General features: G+C 70.8%; 13 protein-coding genes. 3 read left to right on the forward strand and 10 right to left on the reverse strand.

Features of this window, described 5'->3' with window-relative positions; translation table 11 throughout:
- Positions 1 to 4: 4 nt before the first annotated feature.
- The 5 genes from JW592_RS30040 to eccB form a co-directional block, all read right to left on the reverse strand.
- Positions 5 to 460 (reverse strand): WXG100 family type VII secretion target, encoded by a 456-nt coding sequence (locus JW592_RS30040; protein ID WP_209268414.1) that lies wholly within the window; start codon positions 458 to 460, stop codon positions 5 to 7.
- Between the two features lie 63 nt (positions 461 to 523).
- Positions 524 to 1,681: a S8 family serine peptidase gene (locus tag JW592_RS30045; RefSeq protein WP_229377095.1), complete on the reverse strand. Its 1,158-nt coding sequence runs from the start codon at positions 1,679 to 1,681 to the stop codon at positions 524 to 526.
- A 1,968-nt stretch (positions 1,682 to 3,649) separates the two neighbouring features.
- Positions 3,650 to 4,189 carry a DUF2563 family protein gene (locus JW592_RS30050; protein WP_209268416.1) on the reverse strand — a complete coding sequence of 180 codons (540 nt, stop codon included), beginning with the start codon at positions 4,187 to 4,189 and terminating at the stop codon, positions 3,650 to 3,652.
- A 218-nt stretch (positions 4,190 to 4,407) separates the two neighbouring features.
- Positions 4,408 to 5,769: a type VII secretion-associated serine protease mycosin gene (gene mycP, locus JW592_RS30055; RefSeq protein WP_209268417.1), complete on the reverse strand. Its 1,362-nt coding sequence runs from the start codon at positions 5,767 to 5,769 to the stop codon at positions 4,408 to 4,410.
- A 12-nt stretch (positions 5,770 to 5,781) separates the two neighbouring features.
- Complete coding sequence (gene eccB / locus JW592_RS30060) at positions 5,782 to 7,299, reverse strand: type VII secretion protein EccB (protein ID WP_209268418.1); 1,518 nt, start codon at positions 7,297 to 7,299, stop codon at positions 5,782 to 5,784.
- Between the two features lie 247 nt (positions 7,300 to 7,546).
- Here eccB and eccE point away from each other — a divergent pair, with 247 nt between their 5' ends.
- From eccE to JW592_RS30075, 3 genes are all read left to right on the forward strand, one after another.
- A complete protein-coding gene (gene eccE / locus JW592_RS30065) occupies positions 7,547 to 8,935 on the forward strand; it encodes a type VII secretion protein EccE (RefSeq protein ID WP_209268419.1) in 1,389 nt (462 codons plus the stop codon).
- A complete protein-coding gene (locus tag JW592_RS30070; RefSeq protein ID WP_209268420.1) occupies positions 8,935 to 9,639 on the forward strand; it encodes a hypothetical protein in 705 nt (234 codons plus the stop codon). The genes eccE and JW592_RS30070 overlap by 1 nt, the downstream gene beginning before the upstream one ends.
- A 112-nt stretch (positions 9,640 to 9,751) precedes the next feature.
- On the forward strand, positions 9,752 to 13,201 hold the full coding sequence (locus JW592_RS30075; RefSeq protein WP_307805598.1) for an SCO5717 family growth-regulating ATPase: 3,450 nt from the start codon (positions 9,752 to 9,754) through the stop codon (positions 13,199 to 13,201).
- A 122-nt stretch (positions 13,202 to 13,323) separates the two neighbouring features.
- Here JW592_RS30075 and JW592_RS30080 read toward each other — a convergent pair whose 3' ends face one another.
- The 5 genes from JW592_RS30080 to JW592_RS30100 form a co-directional block, all read right to left on the reverse strand.
- The gene (locus tag JW592_RS30080; protein ID WP_209268421.1) at positions 13,324 to 14,268 is read right to left on the reverse strand and encodes a bifunctional riboflavin kinase/FAD synthetase; all 945 of its coding nucleotides are present in this window, start codon (positions 14,266 to 14,268) and stop codon (positions 13,324 to 13,326) included.
- Positions 14,269 to 14,391: 123 nt separating this feature from the next.
- Positions 14,392 to 18,060 carry a S1C family serine protease gene (locus JW592_RS30085; protein ID WP_209268422.1) on the reverse strand — a complete coding sequence of 1,223 codons (3,669 nt, stop codon included), beginning with the start codon at positions 18,058 to 18,060 and terminating at the stop codon, positions 14,392 to 14,394.
- Positions 18,061 to 18,326: 266 nt separating this feature from the next.
- The gene (gene truB, locus JW592_RS30090) at positions 18,327 to 19,253 is read right to left on the reverse strand and encodes a tRNA pseudouridine(55) synthase TruB (RefSeq protein WP_209268423.1); all 927 of its coding nucleotides are present in this window, start codon (positions 19,251 to 19,253) and stop codon (positions 18,327 to 18,329) included.
- Positions 19,254 to 19,256: 3 nt separating this feature from the next.
- The gene (gene rbfA / locus JW592_RS30095) at positions 19,257 to 19,757 is read right to left on the reverse strand and encodes a 30S ribosome-binding factor RbfA (protein ID WP_209268424.1); all 501 of its coding nucleotides are present in this window, start codon (positions 19,755 to 19,757) and stop codon (positions 19,257 to 19,259) included.
- A gap of 105 nt (positions 19,758 to 19,862) precedes the next feature.
- Complete coding sequence (locus tag JW592_RS30100) at positions 19,863 to 20,159, reverse strand: DUF503 domain-containing protein (RefSeq protein WP_209268425.1); 297 nt, start codon at positions 20,157 to 20,159, stop codon at positions 19,863 to 19,865.
- Positions 20,160 to 20,288: the final 129 nt, after the last annotated feature.

The following is a 20,288-nucleotide window of genomic DNA, read 5'->3' on the forward strand; positions in this document are numbered from 1 at the left end:
TCGACTACAGGCCGGACAGCTTGCTCCTGTCGACGCCGACCTGAGAACCGTTGAAGTCGGCCTTTCCTGCGCCGCTCTGGTCCAGCCCCGCGTCGATTCCTCCGAGGCCGCTGCCGGCGCTGATGTGTCCGCCAGCGGCGCTACCGTTGACGTCGATCTGGCGGAAAGAGTTCAGGATGTCCTCGTCATTCCCCACGCCGAGCTTCTGCGTGTTGTGGACAGCCTCGATGATGCCGCTCAGCATCTGGTTCATAGCGTGGTGGTCGTTGTTGATGGCGTTCTGCGCCTTCTGAAACGCCGAGGCACCGGCGCCCTGCCAGCCGACACTCACCGTTCCGATGAGCGCTTGAAGCTGACGCACGTTCTGGACCAACTGACCGTTGATCTCATTCAGATTCCTCTTGAACGTGCTGTATTCGGAGTGACTGATCTTCTGGCCGTAGCCAGCACCTTCTGCCATGGATGTACCCTCTCTCTTCTCGAAGCCACCCGCGTCGCCGTCTACGACGCCGGATGTCCAGGTCTAGTTCCGCCTCAGGCGCACGGCAGCGAAGCCGCACCCCGCGAGGATGATGACTCCCGCTCCGATCCCGACCCCTGGGAGAAGCCAACTGCTGTCCTCCCCCTTGGACTTCGAGTCTGCCACCTTCACCTTGTCGGGGGCAGCCTCTTTGTTCGAGTCGCCTTTGCCGGAGCCCTTGGCCTGCGAGCTCGACTCCTTCGACTTCGACGGCTTGGTGTGGAGAGTCCGCTCGCCGGTGAGGGGACTGATGTCGGGGTCGCCGGGATCGCCCTCGCCTTCGACGAGGTTCATACGCGGGCGGACCTCTCCGTACCCGACGTACTTGCTGGGCTCGTCGCCCTTCAGGCCAGCGGTTTTGATCATGACACGGAGGACCTGATTCGAGGTCCAGTCGGGGTGGTGGGACCAGATCAGGGCTGCGGAGGCCGAGACTACGGCGGCGGCAGAACTGGTCCCTCCCCCGCGGCAGTACCTCTTCTTCTCGCCATCACACCATGCAGGAAGCCCTGCACTTGCCCCGGAAAGGACCGTGTGCTGGCCATAGCTGGAATATTCAGCAACTTTTCCAGCCTTGTTGGTCGACGCCACAGCTACCACGTCCGGATACGCCGCAGGGTAACTCTCTCGATTGCCCTTCTGGGCATCGTTCCCCGCACCGGCGAACAGAAGTTTTCCCTTTTTGACGGCATACCTCACCGCGTTCGCTATGGAAGGGTGAGGGTTTGTACCGCCGAGAGACATATTGATGATTTGAGCGTCACTGTCAGCTGCTGCCCTGATGGCTTCCCCGAGGTGCTCCTTCTCTTTGTCCGCACCTTTCATACCTTCGAGGTTGGTACGGATGGGGATGATCTTCGCGTCAGGTGCAAGCCCCTTTAGGGTTCCGCCCTCCCCAGAACCCGCGATGAGCTCGGCCATTGTCGTCCCATGGCCATCATCGTCCCGTGTTTCGTCACCGGGAGCGCCCGAAACATCCTTACCTGGCAGCACTCGACCTTGTAGGGATCGAGTGGACGGGTCGACCCCGGTATCGATGACAGCTACCTTGACCCCCTTCCCGGTGCTGACCTTCCAGACCTTCTCGGCCTGCATGGCCTTGAGGTGCCACTCCTGGGACTGGATTCCGTCCGCGCTCGCGGCTGGTGCCAGACCAGTCATGGCGACCGTCCAGGCCCCAACTGCGGCAATTCCAGTGAGGAGCCGACGCCTTGCTCGTGGTTGCCGGAAACTTGCCGTCATTGTCGCTCTCACTGGTTACTCGATGACCGGCGGCACGCTGCCGTGCCGCCCGGCTCGCCCCTTTTGTTCACCTTCTGCCGAAGCGTCAGGGCGTCGCGGCTCCTCACGACGCTTCTCCTGCTTCGACGACGTCTGTCCTCCGACGACCAAGCCCCCTCCTCCGGGGATCGCGCGCGCGTCGGCCTCCCGTGCCTTGTCACCTTCGCGAGGTTCTCCGACGACGCCGTCCCGGTCACTCGGTCTCCTGCGGTTCTTCGCCGAACGCCCGCCGCCCGTCCCGCCTACTCCCCCCGAGCCCAGAGCATTGACAGGCGGGGCCATGCCGGTGAGCCGCCGAGCTGCCGGAGCGCCCTGCCCGTCGATCACCATCCCGCGCGGCTTCTGTGAGGCGGGCGGTTTCGCACCGGATCCGAACTGACTCGGTGTGCCACCAACGATTCCGCCACGTTGGACAGGCCGAGCGGTGCCGGAGTTCGTTCCACGGCCACCGGTATTGGGCCCCGTCGTGGCCGGCGGAACGCCCATCATTCCCGGACGCCCGAGCGGCCGAGGTCCGTTGTTGCTACCGGCCTGTCGGCCGGCCTGCCCAGGCGGCGGGACCGGACCGACCGGGCCCGGACGCATCGGCCCCGGGCGTCCAACGGGGCCAGTCGGGCCCGGTCCGGTGCGGCCCGGGTTCACGGGCGGCGGTACGTACGGGCGTTGCTGTCCAGGGCCGGTGGGGCCCACTCGGCCGGGACCTACGCGGCCAGGAGGCGGACCACCCGGCGGAACGATGACAGGGCCAGGGCTGGGAGGCCCACCAGGCGGCAGGCCGGGCTGGCTGGTTGTCGGAGGCATCTGTGGTGGAGTGCCGGGCTCTATCGGCTTCAGGACGGGCGCGGGAGGGGCACTGTCGATGTCCGTCCCGACAGATGCCTCCGGAAGAACCGGCGTCTGAGGGCGATACTGGGGTGCGACGGGATCGATCCGGCTGGTCCCCTCGTCACCGCGGGGTACGTGGGCAGCGGTCGTGTGATCGGTCGCACCTGGAGAGTTCCCAGCGACATAGGGCACTCCTGCCGACTCCGTACCGCCTCCCCTACCAGGATCACCCGGGCGGAGCGGGCCAGAGCCCCGCGGCGGCGGAGGCATGCCCACGTCCGGCATCGTTCCGAACACCGGCTTGTTCTTCTCCGCTGCCTGGATGTTCGTGAGCGCCACCTTGTAGTAGGAGCTCAGCTTGTTCATCTGCTGGATGGCCTCTTGGCGGTTCTTCTCCCGCTCGCGTGCCTTGGGCGTCGACTTGCTGGTGATTTTGGGAGGGAGGTACGGCCCGTAAACCTTGTCCTCCTCCGGGTCCCGCTTCGGCATCGAGGACTTGACCATGGACAGACCGAAGCCGGCCGCCTTGAGCTGTGTGCCCGCAGCACCCGCGTACTCGCTGAGCTTGAGGGTGTCCCGGCGAAGACGTGTGGCCCACTTGGAGAACTCTTCCTTCGCCTCACCCTTCCAGTCGGACTCCACCCCGTCGAAGTAGGTCTTCAGCTCCTCCGCGGCCTTCCTGATGGCGCGAGCAGCGTCCCAGAGAGCGTCCCCGACGTCCTCCAGGTCCTGGGGGGAAGCGTCCTCGACGAGATCCACCATCTGGTTGAGGCGGTAGGGCTCGAAGTCCGTGGTTCCGCCCGAGCCGGCAGCAGGTGGGGCCAAAGGGCCGGCGCCGGGGGCACGGAAGAGCTCGGGCTTCTGCGTGGTCGGCGGCTGCAGGAAAGGGCTGAACTCCATCGGGAGTGTGGGGTCCTCCGGCATCTCATCCGCCGTGTACCCCTTCCCTGTGAACGGGTCAACAGGTTCCTTGTTCCCCTTGTCGCCCATGTGTCCTCCTGAATCCGGGTGTGCGCCTGCCGATCAGCGTTCGATCTCGTCGGCGTTTCCTTCGGGCTTGTTCTCGGTAGGCGTCTCGCCACCCTTGTCCTGGCCCTTGCCTCCGTGCTGCTGTCCCTCACCGTCCGGGTGCTTCAGCTTCCTCTCCGCCGCTTCCACCCGGGCCTGGATCTGCCAGAAGCGACGCTTTTCTTCCTCCTCCAAGGCATCGAAGCCCTTGTCGGCGCCCTTGATGGCGATACCCGTCGCGTCGATCTGGTCCCGGAGGGTGGAGGAGAGGAGCGTGAGGGTCTCGTGCACCTCGGCGTATTTGGTGAAGAGGTCGTCCGCTTCCGAGTAGGGGATGCTCTCCCCGCTGAGCGACTTCCTGGTGACGCGCCTGCAGGAGACTTGGTGCTTCGCGGCGGGGGAGGTGTCCAACTCCGAGATGACCCCGTCGATACGCGTCTTGAGCTTCTTCAGCGCTTCAGCACGTCGTTCCAGGTCCCCCTTCGAGGAGGACGCCTTGACCGGCGACAGCACCGGCGGTGGCATCTCCTTGCCGTCGGGCCCCAACTGCCCCATGGGCTCCCCCCTTCTGCCCCGTTTCATCCACTGTCCGGCGGTCTTCGTGGTCCGGCCGGGCAGCGCTCATGTCACTGTAGTAGTTGTGTCCAGCACGTTCCAACTGCAAATAAGCTGTGAGTAGTTGCTCGTAGCAGGACCGTAACGTGTGACACCGGCGTGGCACATGCCTCTCTTCTATCAGCCGCCTCCGACACCGGTGGGGTGTCGGTTCCCGTTCAGCGGGTGGTCGCCGGGCGCTTGCGGCGGCGCCAGTCGCGGTAGATGAGCGAGGAGCCCGCGACCACCGCGACGAGGGTGCCGCCCCCTACAAGGACGTAAGTGCCCAGTCTCTCGTTCCTTTCTTGCTCGGTTTCGCCGAGCTGAAGCTTGGCCGGGGTCGGCTTCTCGACCGTTTCGACGCCTTCTTCGGCCACCGGGCGAGTGATGCGCTTGTCGTCCTCGGTGAGAGCGGCCACCGGGTCGACGACACCCCAGCCGACGAGGCGGTCGTGGCCGGGGATGGAGCGCTCCGCGGTCTGCTCGATCTGGGCGACGATGTTCTGCTGGGACCACCTGTCAGGGCCCTTGTCGTGCTTCGCGCGGAGCAGGGCGGCGACTCCGGCCACGTAGGGGGCGGAGAAACTGGTGCCGTTGTCCACGCAGTGGCCGCCCCTGGGGACGGTGGAGACCATGTCGACGCCGGGGGCCGCCACGTCCACGAAGTCGCCTGCCTGGGAGAAGGGGGCGCGCTCGTTGTTGCGGTCGGAGGCTGCGACGGCGAGGACGCCGGGGTAGGAGGCGGGGTAGGTCTTCTTGTCCCTGCCGCCCAGGCCGTCGTTGCCCGCTGAGGCGATCACGACGACGTCTGCCTCTACGGCCCGCTGCACCGCCTGCTCCAGTTCGGAGTCCGGTTGCAGGGCCTCGGCAGTGTCCTGGGAGATGTTGATGATGTCGGCGTCGGCCTCGACCGCGTAGTCGATCGAATCGGCCAGAGTGGCGGCGGTGCCGCTGCCGTTGGCGTCGTTCTGTTTGATCGGGATGATCGTGGCCTTGGGGGCGAGACCCACGAAGCCGGTGCCTTCGGCCGGGCGTGCGGCGATGATGCCGGCGACCTTGGTGCCGTGGCCGACCTCGTCGCTGGTGCCGTTGGCCTTGCCACGGGGCGTGGCGCGGCCGCTCTCCTCGTCCTTCTTCGGCTTCTTGGGCAGCAGGTTCTTGCCCGCGTCGGCGTCGACGGCGTCCTTGAGCTGTTCGTTCTTGATGTCGACGCCGGTGTCGATGACGGCGACCCGGACGCCCGCGCCCTGGTCGGTGTTCTGCCACAGCTCGTTGAGCAGGACCCGCTGGAGCGACCAGGGGCGGCCCTTGAAGGGCTTGGCGGGAAAGCTGCACTGGGTGCTGGCGTCCGCGGCTGCCGGAGGGGCCGCGGTGACGGTCAGGGTGGAGGCCGTGACGGCTGTCGCCGCGGCCACCGCCCCCAGTCTGCGCAATCGCAGCAGTCGGCGCAGGAGTGCGCTGCCGGGCCGCCGGTCCCCGCTCGCGGGCGTCGTCGTACGGCGGCTGCTACTGGGCCTCGTCGCCCCGTCGATCCTGTGCATCCGTGCCACCCCTCAGGAGCCCTGCGGCTGTCGTGCGTCGCCGGTGGACAGGCGTGGCCCGGTGGGCAGGAAAGCGGCCCAGGTGGCGGGGACGGGCGCGGGCTTGACCTTCTCGTATCCGAGCCGGCGCTGGGCGTTCTGGGTCTCGGTCTGCTGCTGCTGCTTGTCGGACTTCTTGTCCTCACCGATCCCCGATTCGCCCTCCTCGCTGTCGGTGTTGTTCTGCATCGCGTAGCGCAGACCGGTGTCGGTCACCAGGAAGATGCCGCCGTCGCCGGGACTGCGTCCCTTGAACTGGCGGAAGAGCTGGCCGGTTCCAGGGGTGACGTAGGCGCTGGAGGTGCCGGCGGGGAGCTGTTCGGGGAACTCCTTGCCCACCCAGGTGCTGAGCGTGGTGGCGCCGGTCTTCTTGTCGACCTTGCGCAGTACGTTGCAGGCGACGTTGCGGCTGCCGGAGCGGGTGCTGGCGGAGTTGACGGCGTAGCTCTCGTCCTTGGGCCACTTCAGGGTTTCACCCCAGGCCCCGGACGCTGAGAAGGCGCTGGCGTTGACCTTGATGGCCTCGCCGTTCTGCTTGAGCGGCAGCAGCTGCTTGGAGGAGAGCAGGAGCTGTGCCATGAAGTCGCTGATCCGCAGGACCCTGCCGGACAGCACGATGTAGTGCTGCATGTGGTTCCCGGACGGCGCCTTGATGACGGTGCCGACCTTGTTGGTGTTCGGGTCGAGGCCGGAGATGCCCGCATCGGCGCCGACCTGGCCGGGGACCTGCGGGAAGGAGATGTGCCGGCCGCTGTGCAGGGTGGCGAGCCACTCGCGGGAGACGCGCTGCGGCTTGCGGTTGCCCACCAGGATGGTCAGCAGGGTCTCGTCCTGTGCGATGCGGTACTTCCAGCCGGCCTTGTCGACCACGTACAGCCGGTCGTCGGGGCCCTGAACGAAGATGAGCTCACCGTTGCGCAGCCGGTTCTTGCCCTCGACCTTGTCCTGGTCGCGGTCGGCCAGGACGAAGGCTGCCTTCTGGACGGCGCGGTCGCCCTGGCTGGGCCGTACGCAGACCGCCCAGCGCTTCTTCTCGCCCGCCTCCTTGCGCTCGGGGAGCCGGTCGGGGGCGTAGGGGATACCGAGAGTGGCTCCGTGCGGGATGTCGCCCTTGTCGAGGACCTTCTCGTCGACCTTGACGACCTCGCCCTTGCCCGGGTCGAGGAGCAGCTTGGCGGAGGCGAGGTTGAGTACCGGGTGGAGCTGGGGCTTCCCGTTGGTCTTGAGGACCACGTACCGGGTGGTCGACTCGGAGCCGATGATGACCTTCTCCTCGGGCGTGTCCCAGCCTTCGGGGGCCTTCGGTTTGAACATGCCCCAGGCGCCGAATCCGACGAGGATCAGCGCGCCGACGACGACGCCGGGCAGGATGCCGCGCAACGGGCGGGGTGCGCCCTCCTCCGTGCCGGTCGGTGACGGCTGGAGGAACGCCGCCACCAGCCGCTTCTTGGCGAAGGTGTAGGCATTGAGCTCGTCGCGCCGTGATGCCATGAGTGAAAGACGCTCCCCTGAAGTACCTGCTGTCCCCCGCACCGTCCGGCCCTGAGGGACCTGAGCCCCGGCCGGTCCGGAACGGTACCGCTCGCCGGTCCGCGCGGCGCTCGCGGCCGCTGCCGATTGTCGGACCGGGCACCTACTATGCCGGTTGGGGATTGCCTTGTGCCGCTCCGGTATCGTGATCGCCCGCCCAACGCCCCCGACGAGTGGGGCGAATTCGGACATGAGGGGGCCTTCTCGGATGGGATCTGCGACGCGGGCGCGCGGTGCGGCCGGCGCCACGAGCCGCTCTGGGCCGGGTGCGTCCCGGCGCCCGGGAGCCGCCGCGTCCGCGTCCCGGGGGTCCCAGGCCCCACGGCCAGGCCCTCGGGTGCCCGCCTCGACGACGCTGCGCACCGAGTCGCGTACGAGCCGTCTGGGACCGCTTCAGCTGCAACAACTGGTGCTGCTGGAGCTGGCCGCCACGGTGTTGCTGATCGCGGCCGCCATCGACCGACTGCTGCTGGTACCCGGCGTCGTCGTCGCCGCCGTGCTGGTGGCGCTGGCCGTGATCCGCAGGCATCAGCGCTCTGTTCATGACTGGTTCGGCACGCTGCTGGCGCTGCGGGCGCGCAGACGAGTGGCGTCCCAGCCGCTGACGCCGGCGATGGTGCTGGACGAGGAGGGCGAGCGGATCGACGCCAGCTTCCTCCCCCTGGTCGAGTGCGCTCCGGCGCTGCGCACATACGCCTATGTGGACAAGAAGCGGCGCACCACAGGGATGCTGGGTGACGGCACCTTCCTGACGGCCGTGGTGCGGATAGAGGCCGCGCCCAGCGCGCTCCGCCCCGCCTTCGGGGCGCGAGCGCTGCCGCTGGGGCTGATGCACGATGCACTTGATGTGGACGGCATCGCGCTGGAGTCCGTCCAGCTGGTGCAGCACGTACAGCCGGCTCCGGCGCCCCACCTGCCGGACCAGTCGGTGGCACGGCGCAGTTACGGGCCGCTGCAGGAGCAGACCGGGTCGCCCGCGCTGCGGCTGACCTGGGTGGCGCTGAAGTTCGATCCGGAGCTGTGCCCGGAGGCGGTCGAGGCGCGTGGAGGCGGCCTGGAGGGCGCGCAGCGCTGTCTGGTGCGCGCCGCCGACCATCTGGCCAGCCGGGTGACGGGAGCCGGCTTCGTCGCCACGGTGCTCAACGAGCAGGAGTTGACTGCCGCGGTCGCCACTTCCGCCTGTGTGAGCCCGGCGGCAACGGCCAGGGCGAGCCGGCCGGACGCGGCCCCCGCGCGACGTACCGCCGAGTCGGCACGCACCTGGCGGTGCGACGACAGGTGGCACACCACTTACGCGGTCGGCCGCTGGCCCGAGTTGGGCCGTGCCGCCACCCCGCTGCCGCGCCTGGTGGCGCTGTTGACCTCGGCGCCGACGCTCACCACGACGTTCAGCCTGACGCTGGGCCGCTCGACGCGCCGCAGCGCGGTCACCGTCAGCGGCCATGTGCGGCTGACCGGCCGTTCGGACAACGAGCTGGCCGGTGCCCGGCGGCATCTGGAGCGGGCCGCCCGCTCGGCGCGGGTCGGGCTGGTGCGACTCGACCGGGAGCAGCTGCCTGGCGCTTTCGCGACGCTGCCGCTGGGGGGTGTGCGCTGATGGCGAGCCGCTACACGCAAGGGCTGCTGGGGCCGCATCGTGTGGAACACGCTGTGCCCGCAGACCATTTGGGCGCGCTGTCGCTGCCCATCGGGGACGACGGTGTGGTCGTCGGGAACGATGCGGAGGGCCGCCCCCAGGTGATCGGCTTCCACCACCCGTCCCCGTACGACGTGGTGCTCGTCGGCGGCCTGTGGACGGCGCAGGTGCTGGCGCTGCGGCTGGCTGGAACGGGCGCACGGGTGGCGGTGGAGACCGGCCGGGCACAGGCGTGGACGCATCTGGTGCAGGCGGCGGGCGCAGGCCAGGAGTGCATCTCGCTCTACGACGTGGGTCGGGTACCGCCCATGGGCCCAACGGTGAGCAGCCCGGTGCTGGTCATCCGGGACTGTGGCATGCGGCCTCCACGCGGCCGTGTCGCGGCGATGCCGTGGCAGTCGGTGCTGACGCTGCTGCCGTATCTGAGCCCTGTCGCCCCCCGGCTGCTGCGCAGCGCGGCGTTGGTGGGCGTTCAGCGGGTGTCACCCGATGAGGCGCAGCAGATCGGCCGCATCATGCAGTTGCCGCCGCAGGAGGTGGAGGCGCTCTCCACGCTGGGCGACGGTGTCACTCTTTGGTGCACACGACGCGAGAGGCAGTACGCGCTCACGCAGCCGACCGACGCGGAGTCGGGGCTGCTGGGGACGCCGCGACGGCTGGACTGACGCCGGGCGCCGGACCGGACTGCCCGAGTGACACTTGCGATGATTAGGCTGGACTGACGCGCGTGGGCGGGCGCGTGACAAACCGGGGTGAATGACCACAGCAGGAGGCATTGTGAGCAGCGACCGGGACGAGATCCGCGTCCGCGGGACCATGCCCGGCTCCGACCAGCTCGACGCGGAAGCGGATGCCGAGAGCGAGCCGGAGGCCACGGGCCAGTTCACCATCGACTACACGCCGCCTGCCTGGTACACCCAGGACGCGGCGAGCAGGCCCGAGCCGCAGGCGACGACGCCTCCGAGCGCACCACCTCCGAGCGCACCGGCGCCCGACACGTCGGCACCGATGCCCGGAGCGGGGCAGCAAGGCGGCACCGCGGGCGAACCCGCCTACGGCAGTACGGGATTCAACGACGCTGACTGGTGGGCGAGTTCGTCCGGTCCCCCCTCTCCGCCGGCAGGCCCGTCGACGGCCGACGTCCCGCCGTCGGCCGACAGCGGTCCCTCGGCAGGCTTCGAGCCGGCCGAGTCCCCTGGTGCCGCCGGGAGCTACGGCACCTCCGGCCCCGCCGAGGGCGAAGGACCGGGCTCGGAGCTGCCCGCCTTTCCCTCGTTGAAGCCGTTCAGCGAGCCGCGGGCCGACGAGCCGGAGGCAGCGGCGGAAGACTCGGAGCCAGAGCACGCTTCGGGGACCGCGGAAGCTGCGGCGACGGCTGAGGCCGAGCGCGAGCGTCCGTTCACCGGCATGCCCGCCGACGCTGCTGACGACCTGGGGCCGGACTCCTTCGGTGCGGAAGTGGCCGGTGACGATACGGCCGACGGTGATGCGGCCGGTCGCGATGGCGCGGGTGGTGACGCGGACCCGGCGGGCGCGGACCGTGCGGACATGGACCGTGCGGACCAGAACCCTGCGGATGACGGCCGGTCCGAGGACGGCGAGGCGCTGTCGAGTGCGGCCGCACCGAGCTGGCGCGCTCCCTCCCCTGCCGTGACCGAGCCCGAAAAGCCCACGGATGACCCCGGGGAAGCGGCCTCCGCCGATCCGGAGCCGGTGAAGCCCGTGGAGCCGCCGGAGGCTACGGTCACGTCCGCCACGGCACCGGAGAACGAGGAACCGCAGTCCCCGGGCCCGGCCGAGGATGGCGCCACCATGCGCTTCTCCGCGTCCGCGCTGCGCCGGGAGATGGCCGCGTACGCCGCCAAGGAGCAGCGCGAGAGCGAAGATGCTGCCGCGAGTACGGCACAGCCCGAGGGCGGTGACGGCGAGGGCGCGGTCGGCCGCTCCGAACCGAGGGAGACGGACGAGCCGGAGGAGCCGCAGGACGCGATCCCCGCCGCGTACGACTTCGATCTGGACGCACCCTCCGAGCAGCGCCGGTACGCGGAAGCGCCCGCACCGACGCCCCCGGAGCCGCAGGACGCGGAACCGCAGGACGCTGTACCGCCCCACCCCCTCGCCCCCGCAGCGCCGCAGGAGACGGCCCCTTGGGCGGCCCCGCCCGGCGAGGGTGGCGGCAGCAGTGCGGAAGGCGCACAGGAACTTCCGCCGCTGCCACCCGACTTCCAGCCCGCCGCCGCACCCCCGCCCGGCTCGGCATGGCCGGGTGTGACCGAGCCCCCTGCGGCGGCGCAGGGGATGCCGACGGCACCGTACGCACCCCAGCAGCCGCAGCCGCAGCAAGCCGGGCAGAATCCGCAGGCGCCGCAGCTCCCGCAACAGGCACACCACGCACAACAGCCTCCGCACCAGGGGCAGGGCCAGGGGCAGCAGTTCCCGCACCAGCTCCCGGGCCAGGGGCAGCAGCCGGGCGGCCAGCCGCAGGAGAGCCACTACGGCTATCCGCAGGCAGGGCAACAACAGCCCCGGAGCGGCGCCGGAGTGCCACCCGCACAGCAGCAACTGGGGCACTCGGTGCCCGGCCAGGCCCAGCCAGGGCAGCAGTACCAGCCGGGGCCCAACCAGCCCGTGCCGCCGCACGGTCAGCAGCAGGCCGGTCAGCAGCAGCCCGCCCCGCCCCAGCACGGTTACGGCTACCCAGGTCAGCCTCAACCCGGAGCGCCCCAGCACCAGCACCAGCACCAGCACCAGCAGGGCCAGCCTCCCGCGCAACTGCCGGCCCAGGCCCCGAGCCCGGCACAGGCGCAGCAGCAGCCCCAGCCGGCCCAGGCCCGGCCTCAACCGCAGGCCCCCGCGTCAGGGCAGGGACAGCCGTCGGCTCCAGGCCAGCTGCCACCCGGCCATGCTCAACAGCCCGGCGCGCCCCAACCGTCGGCCCAGGCACAGCCACCGGCCCAGCCCCAGCCACCGGCCCAGGCACAGCAGCCCTTGCAGCCGCATCCCGGCGCCGTTGACCCGCGCCGGGTGGACCAGTCGGGATCACCGCTGGGCTATACGGCGGCAGTTGAGCTCTCCTCCGACCGGCTGATCAACAACAAGAAGAAGCCGCGCCCCCAGTCGGGGCACAAGAGCTCGCGGTTCAAGTTCGGCGCCAAGAAGGAGGAGGCGGAGCGGCAGCGCAAGCTGGATGTGATCCGTACTCCGGTGCTGTCCTGCTACCGGATCGCGGTCATCAGCCTCAAGGGCGGCGTGGGAAAGACAACCACCACCACGGCCCTGGGTTCGACGCTGGCCAGCGAGCGTCAGGACAAGGTGATCGCCATCGACGCCAACCCGGACGCGGGCACGCTCGGCCGCCGGGTGCGGCGCGAGACCGGTGCCACCATCCGCGACCTGGTCACGGCGATCCCGTATCTCAACAGCTATATGGACATCCGCCGGTTCACCTCGCAGGCGTCGTCCGGGCTGGAGATCCTGGCCAACGACGTCGACCCGGCGATCTCGACGACGTTCAACGACGACGACTACCGCCGTGTCATCGATGTGCTGGGCAGGCAGTACCCGATCATCCTGACCGACTCGGGAACGGGCCTGCTCTACTCGGCGATGCGTGGTGTGCTGGACCTCGCCGACCAGCTCATCATCATCTCCACACCGTCCGTCGACGGTGCGAGCAGCGCCAGTACGACGCTCGACTGGCTCGCCGCGCACGGCTACTCGGAGTTGGTGCAGCGGAGCATCACGGTGATCTCCGGCGTGCGCGAGGTCGGAAAGATGATCAGGGTCGAGGACATCGTGGCCCACTTCGAGACCCGGTGCCGCGGTGTGATCACCGTCCCGTTCGACGAGCACCTGTCGGCGGGCGCGGAACTGGATCTGAACATGATGCGGCCCCGTACCCGCGAGGCGTACTTCAACCTCTCCGCGATGGTCGCCGAGGACTTCGCACGGGCCCAGCAGGAGCAGGGTCTGTGGACGGCGGACGGCAACCCGCCGCCGCAGCTGGCCCCGCCGATGCCGGGACAGGGCGGCGTACCGGGCCAGCCCGCCCAGCCCGGGCACCCGGGTGCTGCCGCGGGTCCGCCGCCCGCACAGCAGCAGCCCCAACCGCCGTACGGGGCGGGCGGCGGCTACGGGTATCCGGGCCCCCCGCAGCCCGGGCAGCCGCACCCCGGGGCCCCCGGTCACCCGGGACAGCCCCAGCCCGGCAGCGGCTGGCAGCAGTAGCGGTAACAGTTGAGGTGAGGGGTGGCGGACCGCGGTCCGCCACCCCTCACCTCGTCACACACCGGGGGCAGGCCGCGATCCCGTGAGCCCACCGCCCCGCAACGGGCTCACCTCACCGGGGCTCAGCCTTCCACCGCCGCCACCAGGCGCCGGGCCTCGTCGACGTCCTGCGCCATCCGGGCCTTGAGGGCTTCGAGGGTCTCGAACTTCTCCTGGCCCCGGATGTACTCCAGGAAGTCGACGGCCACATGCAGCCCGTACAGGTCCAGGCCCACCCGGTCGATGGCGTACGCCTCGACGGTGCGCTCGGTGCCGTCGAATTGCGGGTTCGTGCCGACGGAGAGCGCGGCGGGCATCGCCTCGCCCTCGGCGGTCAGCCAGCCCGCGTACACGCCGTCAGCGGGGACGGCGGTGTGCGGCAGCGTCTCCACGTTCGCCGTGGGATAGCCGAGCTCGCGCCCGCGCTGTGCTCCGCGCACCACCGTGCCCTCCACGCGGTGCGGGCGGCCGAGCACCTCGCTCACGGCGCGCATGTCGCCCTCGGCCACCAGTCGCCGGGCCATCGTGGAGGAGAATGCCTCGCCGCTCTCCGTGCGCTCGAACAGGTCGACGACGATCACGTCGTAGTCGTACGTCTCGCCCAGCTCGGCCAGGGATGCGACGGTGCCGGCCGCCTTGTGGCCGAAGCGGAAGTTCGGGCCCTCGACGACACTGCGTGCGTGCAGCTTGTCGACGAGCACCTTCACCACGAAGTCGGCCGGCGACAGCTTGGAGAAGTCGGAGGTGAAGGGCAGGACGAGGACCGCGTCCACGCCTAGCTCGCCCATGAGTTCGGCCCGCCGGTGATGCGGCGCGAGCAGCGGGGGATGACTGCCCGGCCTGACGACCTCGCTGGGGTGCGGATCGAAGGTGACGACCACGGCCGGGACGCCCAGCTCCCTGGCACGCTCCACCGTCCTGCCGATGATGAGCTGGTGCCCCCGGTGCACCCCGTCGTACGAGCCGATGGTGACGACGCTGCGCCCCCAGCCCTCGGGGATGTCCTCCAAGCCACGCCAGCGCTGCACGTCTGCTCCTCGTCACTACCTAGTTCGCCAGTGCCTGTGCCCATGGTGATGATGGCGGGTCTCGCCGGTCCAAGGGTGCCATGCCCCGCACTCCCGGCCCGCACGGACCCACCTCCGGGCGGCTCACGGGTGGGAGCCGCGAGCGCCCGGCCGAAGGAGACCGCTCTCGGCGCCGTACCGGCCCTCCGTCCCGATGTGCCGCACCAGCGTCCCCCCGGCTCTCTGGTCGGCCTTTTTGCAGGCCTTCTGGTCGGGCCTCTCGTCGGCCCTTTTGCCGGCCTTCTGATCGGCTCTCTGGTCACCCCTCCTGTCAGCTCTCTTGTCCGCCTTCTTGTCGGCCCATGCCTCGGCTCTGTGGCCGTTGCCGCTGGGCGGGCCGGTTCCGTTTGTGGGCAGGCGCCGCGGCCGGGGGGCGGTCGCGCGCCGGGACACGGCCTCGAGGGCGGCCTCCAGGACGGATACGTCGCGCTCCTGGGCGAGCAGCAGGTCGAGCAGCTCGTCGCGCAGCGGACCCTCCCCCATGCCCAGCACCCGCGCGAGCTCCGCCCTGAGGGGAGGCTCCTGTTCCCGCAGCAGCTCCGTCACCAGGGGAAGCAGCACCTCGCGGGCGCCCGGCCCGTGCCGCAGCCGGTGGCCCACGAAGGCGGCCACGTCCTCGCGCGCCCGCCACGGACGGAGCTCGGCGTATGCGCGTACGAGCGCGGCGGCCCGGCGGGCCAGTGCCGGGGTGCGTACCCGGGCGAGCGCCCGTACGGCCTCCGACTGCGCCGCCGGATCGCCGGGCTCGGTCAGCAGCGAGCGGAAGGCGGCGAGAACCGGCTCCGGGTGCGTGGTCAGTGCGGTGCCCAGGGAAGCGGCCAGCTCCGCGTCCCCGGTGTCGGAGAAGCGGCACAGCGCGGCCGCCATGTGCCGTGTGCGGCCGTGCGGGTGCGGGTCCCGAACGAGCATGGTGAGAGCCGCCGTGCGCAGGTCGGTGCCCGCGCTGCGGTGCAGCAGTGCGAGCGCGGCGGACCGCAGCGGCTTCCGGTCGGTCCCGCTCCGCGCCAGGCGCGCGGCCTGAACCCCGTAGCGGGCGGCGGCCGTCCAGCGGCTGTCGCGGCTGTCCCGGCTGTCGTGGGCCCACCGCTCGACAGCTCGGCACATGACGGAGAGTTCGTCGTGCACCAGCTCGGCCAGGAGTTCGTCGGCGCACGGGTGTGCCGCGTCCACGAGGGCGTCGGCAAGGTCGTCGGCGGCGCGGTTCCGGTGGGTGTACAGCAGCGCCTGCGCCGCCGTCGCGACGGTGGGCACGGTACGGCTCTCCACGTCCGTACGCCGCCGCAACGGCCGCTGGTCGCTGAACCACTCGCACAACAACCGCTGCACGGCGACCGGTTCGGCGACCAGCAGTTCCCCCAGCAGGTCGAGGCTGCGGCCCTGTTCGCACGGCCGGTCCGCCGGCGGGTCGGCGGGCAGCAGGTGCCGCAGCAGTCCGGCCTTGTCGGCCACCGTGAGCGGCAGTCCGTGCCAGAAACGGGGCCCGAAGTGTTCCCGCACCGTGGCGCTCTCCTGCCGCTCTGCCACTCGTCGGGCCAGGCACGCCAGCACCTGCGTGTACGGGCTCGCGTCGGGCAACAGCGGAAGCGTCCCCGCCAGCAGGTGCACCGCCCACCAGACCACCTCGCCAGGTGCTTCCCCAGGGACCTGTCCTGCCTCGCCCGTCGGCTGCCCCTGTGCTACGTCCGCCTTGTCCGCCGCCTCGGCCAAAGGATCGACCAAGGAGTCCGCCAGCCGTCGCAGCCGGGGAGTGAGCGCCACCGCGCCGTCTCTCCGGTCGCACAGCAGCAACGCCTGGACGACCGGTGAGATGCGGTGGTGTGGCACCGGTGGCGCCTCGGTCGCGTCGCCCTGGCTCCGGTTGCCCACGAGCGCGTCCAGCGCTCCGTCGAGATCCAGGTGGCAGCCCTGCAGCCAGTCGGAGAACTCTTCGTCCACGAACCGGTATCCCTCGCCTGCCGGGGCCAGCACGCCCTCCGCCAGCACGGCGGACGCCCAGCCACCGCGCCGCGGGAAGAGCTCGTCGAAGGCCGCGCGGCTCAGATCTCCCTGCCCCGACCCGAGGCAGCGCCGCGCGGCCTCGTGCAGTCGCCCCGCGACCCGGGCCGCGAGCCGCCGTACAGCCCCGGAGTCCTCTCCTTCCGAGCCCTCGTCGCCTGGGGCCTCACTTTCCGAGCCCTCGCCGTCCGGGGCCTCACTTTCCGAGCCGTCCGAGCCCTCACCTTCCGAGCCCTCGCCCTCGGTGCACGAGGTCAGACGCCGCGCGATACGGAGGCAGAGCAGGTCGAGAAAGGCGGAGAAGATCTCGTGCCGGGCAGGGGCCCGCTCACCCTCCCTGTCGGCCGGGTCCGCCTCCGACCCACCCGGTGGTCGCCGTCCGCACAGCGCGCCTTGCGCGGCACGCACTTGGGACAGCATCCGCATCGCCAGGGGGTGCCCGGCGTCGCGGGGTGCCAGAAGGCCGTCCGGCAGTCCGTAGGCGGTCTGTGCGCGGGTGGCCTGCCGTCTCGGCAGGCCACCCACCCGGACGCTGCCGTCGGTACCGGCGAGTGCGTAGAGCATGTCGGCGGGAAAGAGCGCGGCCGCCTGTTCCCAGTGCTCGGGGCGGCAGGCGACGGCGAGCCGCGCTCCGGAGGCTCTCAGCCAGCTCGCCGTAGAGGCGGTCCACTGCGGCAGCGTGTGCGCGAGTTGGAGGGGCATCTCCTCGGGCGCGTCCAGCAGTACGAGCAGCGGACGGCCGGCAGCGGACGCGAGACGGGCCACCAGATCGGGGTCCGCACTGTGGGCGTCTCCGGGGCAGGGTGCGACCCCTGCGAGCGCGCGGCCGACCGCCTCGCCGAGGTCCGTGTCGTCCGGCCGCAGGTCGGCACCGCGCAGCCAGACGCTCGGCGCGGGAGCGGCCGCCCGCGCCCTCCGGGCAATCGCCGCGGCCAGTTCGGTGGTGCGGCCCGTACCGGGGGCGCCGACCAGTGCGAGGACGGAAGCACCGCTGTGTGCGAACATCTCGAATGCCTCGGCGACTTCCGGCCGGGTCACCGCGTGGGCACACCGCTCGACCGCGGGGCCCACACAGGCGGCCGTCAGTCGCAGCACGCCGGCCAGGTTCAGATCGGGCCCGAACCCGGGTACCACCGCACCGTTGCGCCGCAGCAGTACCCCGAGCGGGCCGTCGGGTGCCGCCATGCCCGCGGCCCGCAGCGGCACCGCGAACGTTCCACGCCGCCCCGAGGTCGCGTGCAGCGCGGTGCCCAGGACGCCGAGGACGGCCCCGGTCGCCGCGTCCACGACGGGGGCGCCCGACGCCCTGCGGGAGAGCCGCAGCGGGACACCGTCGGCCTCCGGCAGCTCCACTTGGAGCACCCGTTCCATGGCGTGGTAGCGGGCGGTGGAGGTGTAGGTGGCGGGTACGGTCCCGATGAGCGTCGCGTGCAGCGCCTCGTCCTCGGTCAGCAGCACGGCCGGGGTGCCGGGGCGGGTTCGTTCTCCGCCGATGACCAGCGGGTCCAGATGGTGCAGCCCAGGTGTGCGGATGAGCGCCAGGTTCCACCGCGGCACCGGCGTGATGTCACGGTCGGCCGCGACGAGGGTGCTGCGAGTGCCGTCTCCGGCGTGCAGGACGACCCTCCCGAGGCCGTCCACCGCCTCATGGCTGGTGACCACCGTGCCGAGTCCGTCGGCGACGAAGCCCAGACCGCGCGGCCGTCCCGCCAGATCGCGGATACGAACCAGGGTGGGTCTCCCGCACACCGTCGACATCGCTCGAACCTCCGCGCCGGCCCACACCGCCGCGTCGACCGTAGAGCGGAGTTGATCAGCGGCGACAGGTCCGGCGCCGAACGCGCCCCCGCCCGCGCCCACGCTTCACCCCGAGCGCCCGCCCACTCGGGTGAACCGACCGGTGAACAGGGATATCCCCGGCGCTTCACCCGTCAGGGGAGGCGCCCCGGCGGCGCGGGCCGCCAGCCGTCGGCAGCCAGACCGTGGGCCGCCAGCCGTTGGCCGCGGCCGCCAGCCGTTGGCCGCTAGACGAAGACCGCCAGGCTCTTCGCCCTGCCGCTCCGCTCCTCCACCAGCGCGACGAACCGTCCGCCCGGGCCGAACACCGCGACAGGGCCCGGTCCGCCCGCGTCCGACGGCATCCGCAGCTGGACGCCGTTGCCGATGCGCCGCGCCTGCTCCTCGTCCACGTCCCAGCGGGAGAACGCGGCAGCCGCGGCCTCGCCCAACGGCAGTACGGGCAGCGGCTCCTCGGCGTCCACGTGCTCCTGGAGCCGCTCCAGGGTGTGGGCACCGTCCAGCCCGTACGGGCCGACCCGGGTGCGCCGCAGTGCGGTCAGATGGCCGCCCGTGCCCAGCGCTGCGCCCAGATCACGGGCGAGTGCGCGCACATAGGTGCCGGACGAGCACACCACGGACACCAGCAGATCGGTGACCGGAGTGCCCTCCTCGGCAGTTTCCTCCCGCATGTCGTGCACCACGAACGAGGAGACGGTGACCGGCCGGGCGGCCAGCTCGACCTCCTCGCCCTCACGCACCCGCGCATACGCGCGCCTGCCGTCCACCTTGACCGCGCTGACGGCAGAGGGCACCTGCAGGATCTGTCCGGTCAGCGTGGCCACCGCTGCCTCCACGCGCTCCCGGTCCAGGTCCTTGGCGCCCCGCGAGGCGGTGATCTCGCCCTCGGCGTCCTCCGTCACGGTGTCCTGACCGAGCCGGACGGTCGCCACGTACTCCTTCTCCGTCAGGGCGAGGTGGCCGAGCAGCCGGGTGGCCCGCTCGGTGCCGATGACCAGTACACCGGTGGCCATCGGGTCGAGGGTCCCCGCATGCCCGACACGGCGGGTGCGGGCCATACCGCGCAGCTTGGCCACCACGTCGTGCGAGGTGAACCCGGCGGGCTTGTCGACGATGATCAGCCCGCCGGGTCCGTTGTCTCTCTTGCGTGCCACAGGTCAGGCGCTCTCGTCCTTGCCACCGGAAGCATCCCCGCCGTCCGCATCGGCGGGCGGCTCCTCGTCGTCGAGAGCGGATTCTCCCGGCTTGCGGTACGGGTCGGGCTCGCCCGCGTACGAAGCGCCGGAGGAAGCCTTGCGGACCTCCTCGTCGGCGGCCCGGGCCCTGGCGAGCGCCTCGTCGATGGTCTTGGCGGTCTCCGGGAGCGCGTCGGCGACGAACGTGAGGCTCGGCGTGTGCTTGATGCCGGCCGCCGAGCCGACGGCGGAGCGGAGCACGCCCTTGGCGCTCTCCAGACCCGCTGCCGCGGCCTTGCGATCCTCCTCGTCGCCGTAGACGGTGTAGAAGACCGTCGCCTCCCTGAGGTCGCCGGTGACCCTGGTGTCCGTAACGGTCACGTGTGTGCCGAGCCGCGGGTCCTTGATCCCCCGGTGCAGCTTCTCGGCGACCACCTCACGGATGAGGTCCGCCAGCCTCTTCGCCCGCGCATTGTCGGCCACTGGTCCGTCTCCTTGCTCTGCGCCATGCGCTCACGCGCTGCTGCATCCTGCGTTACTGCTGTTCTGAGTAGCCGCGACCGCTTCCGACCAGCCTCCACAGAGCGGCTAGTCATCGTCGTCGCCGTGGAACCGCCGCCGCACGGACAGCAGTTCAATCTCAGGACGCGCGGCGACCAGCCGCTCGCAGCGGTCCAGCACGTCACTGAGGTGCCCCGCGTCCCCGGACACCGCCGCCAGTCCGATTCGAGCCCGGCGGTAGAGGTCCTGTTCGCCCGTCTCCGCCACGCTGACCGCGTATTTGCGCTGCAGCTCGGCGACGATGGGTCGGACGACGGAGCGCTTCTCCTTGAGCGACCGCACGTCGCCGAGAAGCAGATCGAAGGACAGCGTCCCTACGTACATACAGTGCGGGTCATGCCACCCGTGGGGCCTTGGGGTACCGCCCAGCGGAGGCTGGGCGTGCCAGTCACTGGCACCGTACACGCAACGGCCGGGGCCGATCGACGGAAATATCTTCCGCCGGTCGGCCCC

The sequence above is a fragment of the Streptomyces spirodelae genome (genome assembly GCF_017676385.1).
GTDB lineage: Bacteria > Actinomycetota > Actinomycetes > Streptomycetales > Streptomycetaceae > Streptomyces > Streptomyces spirodelae.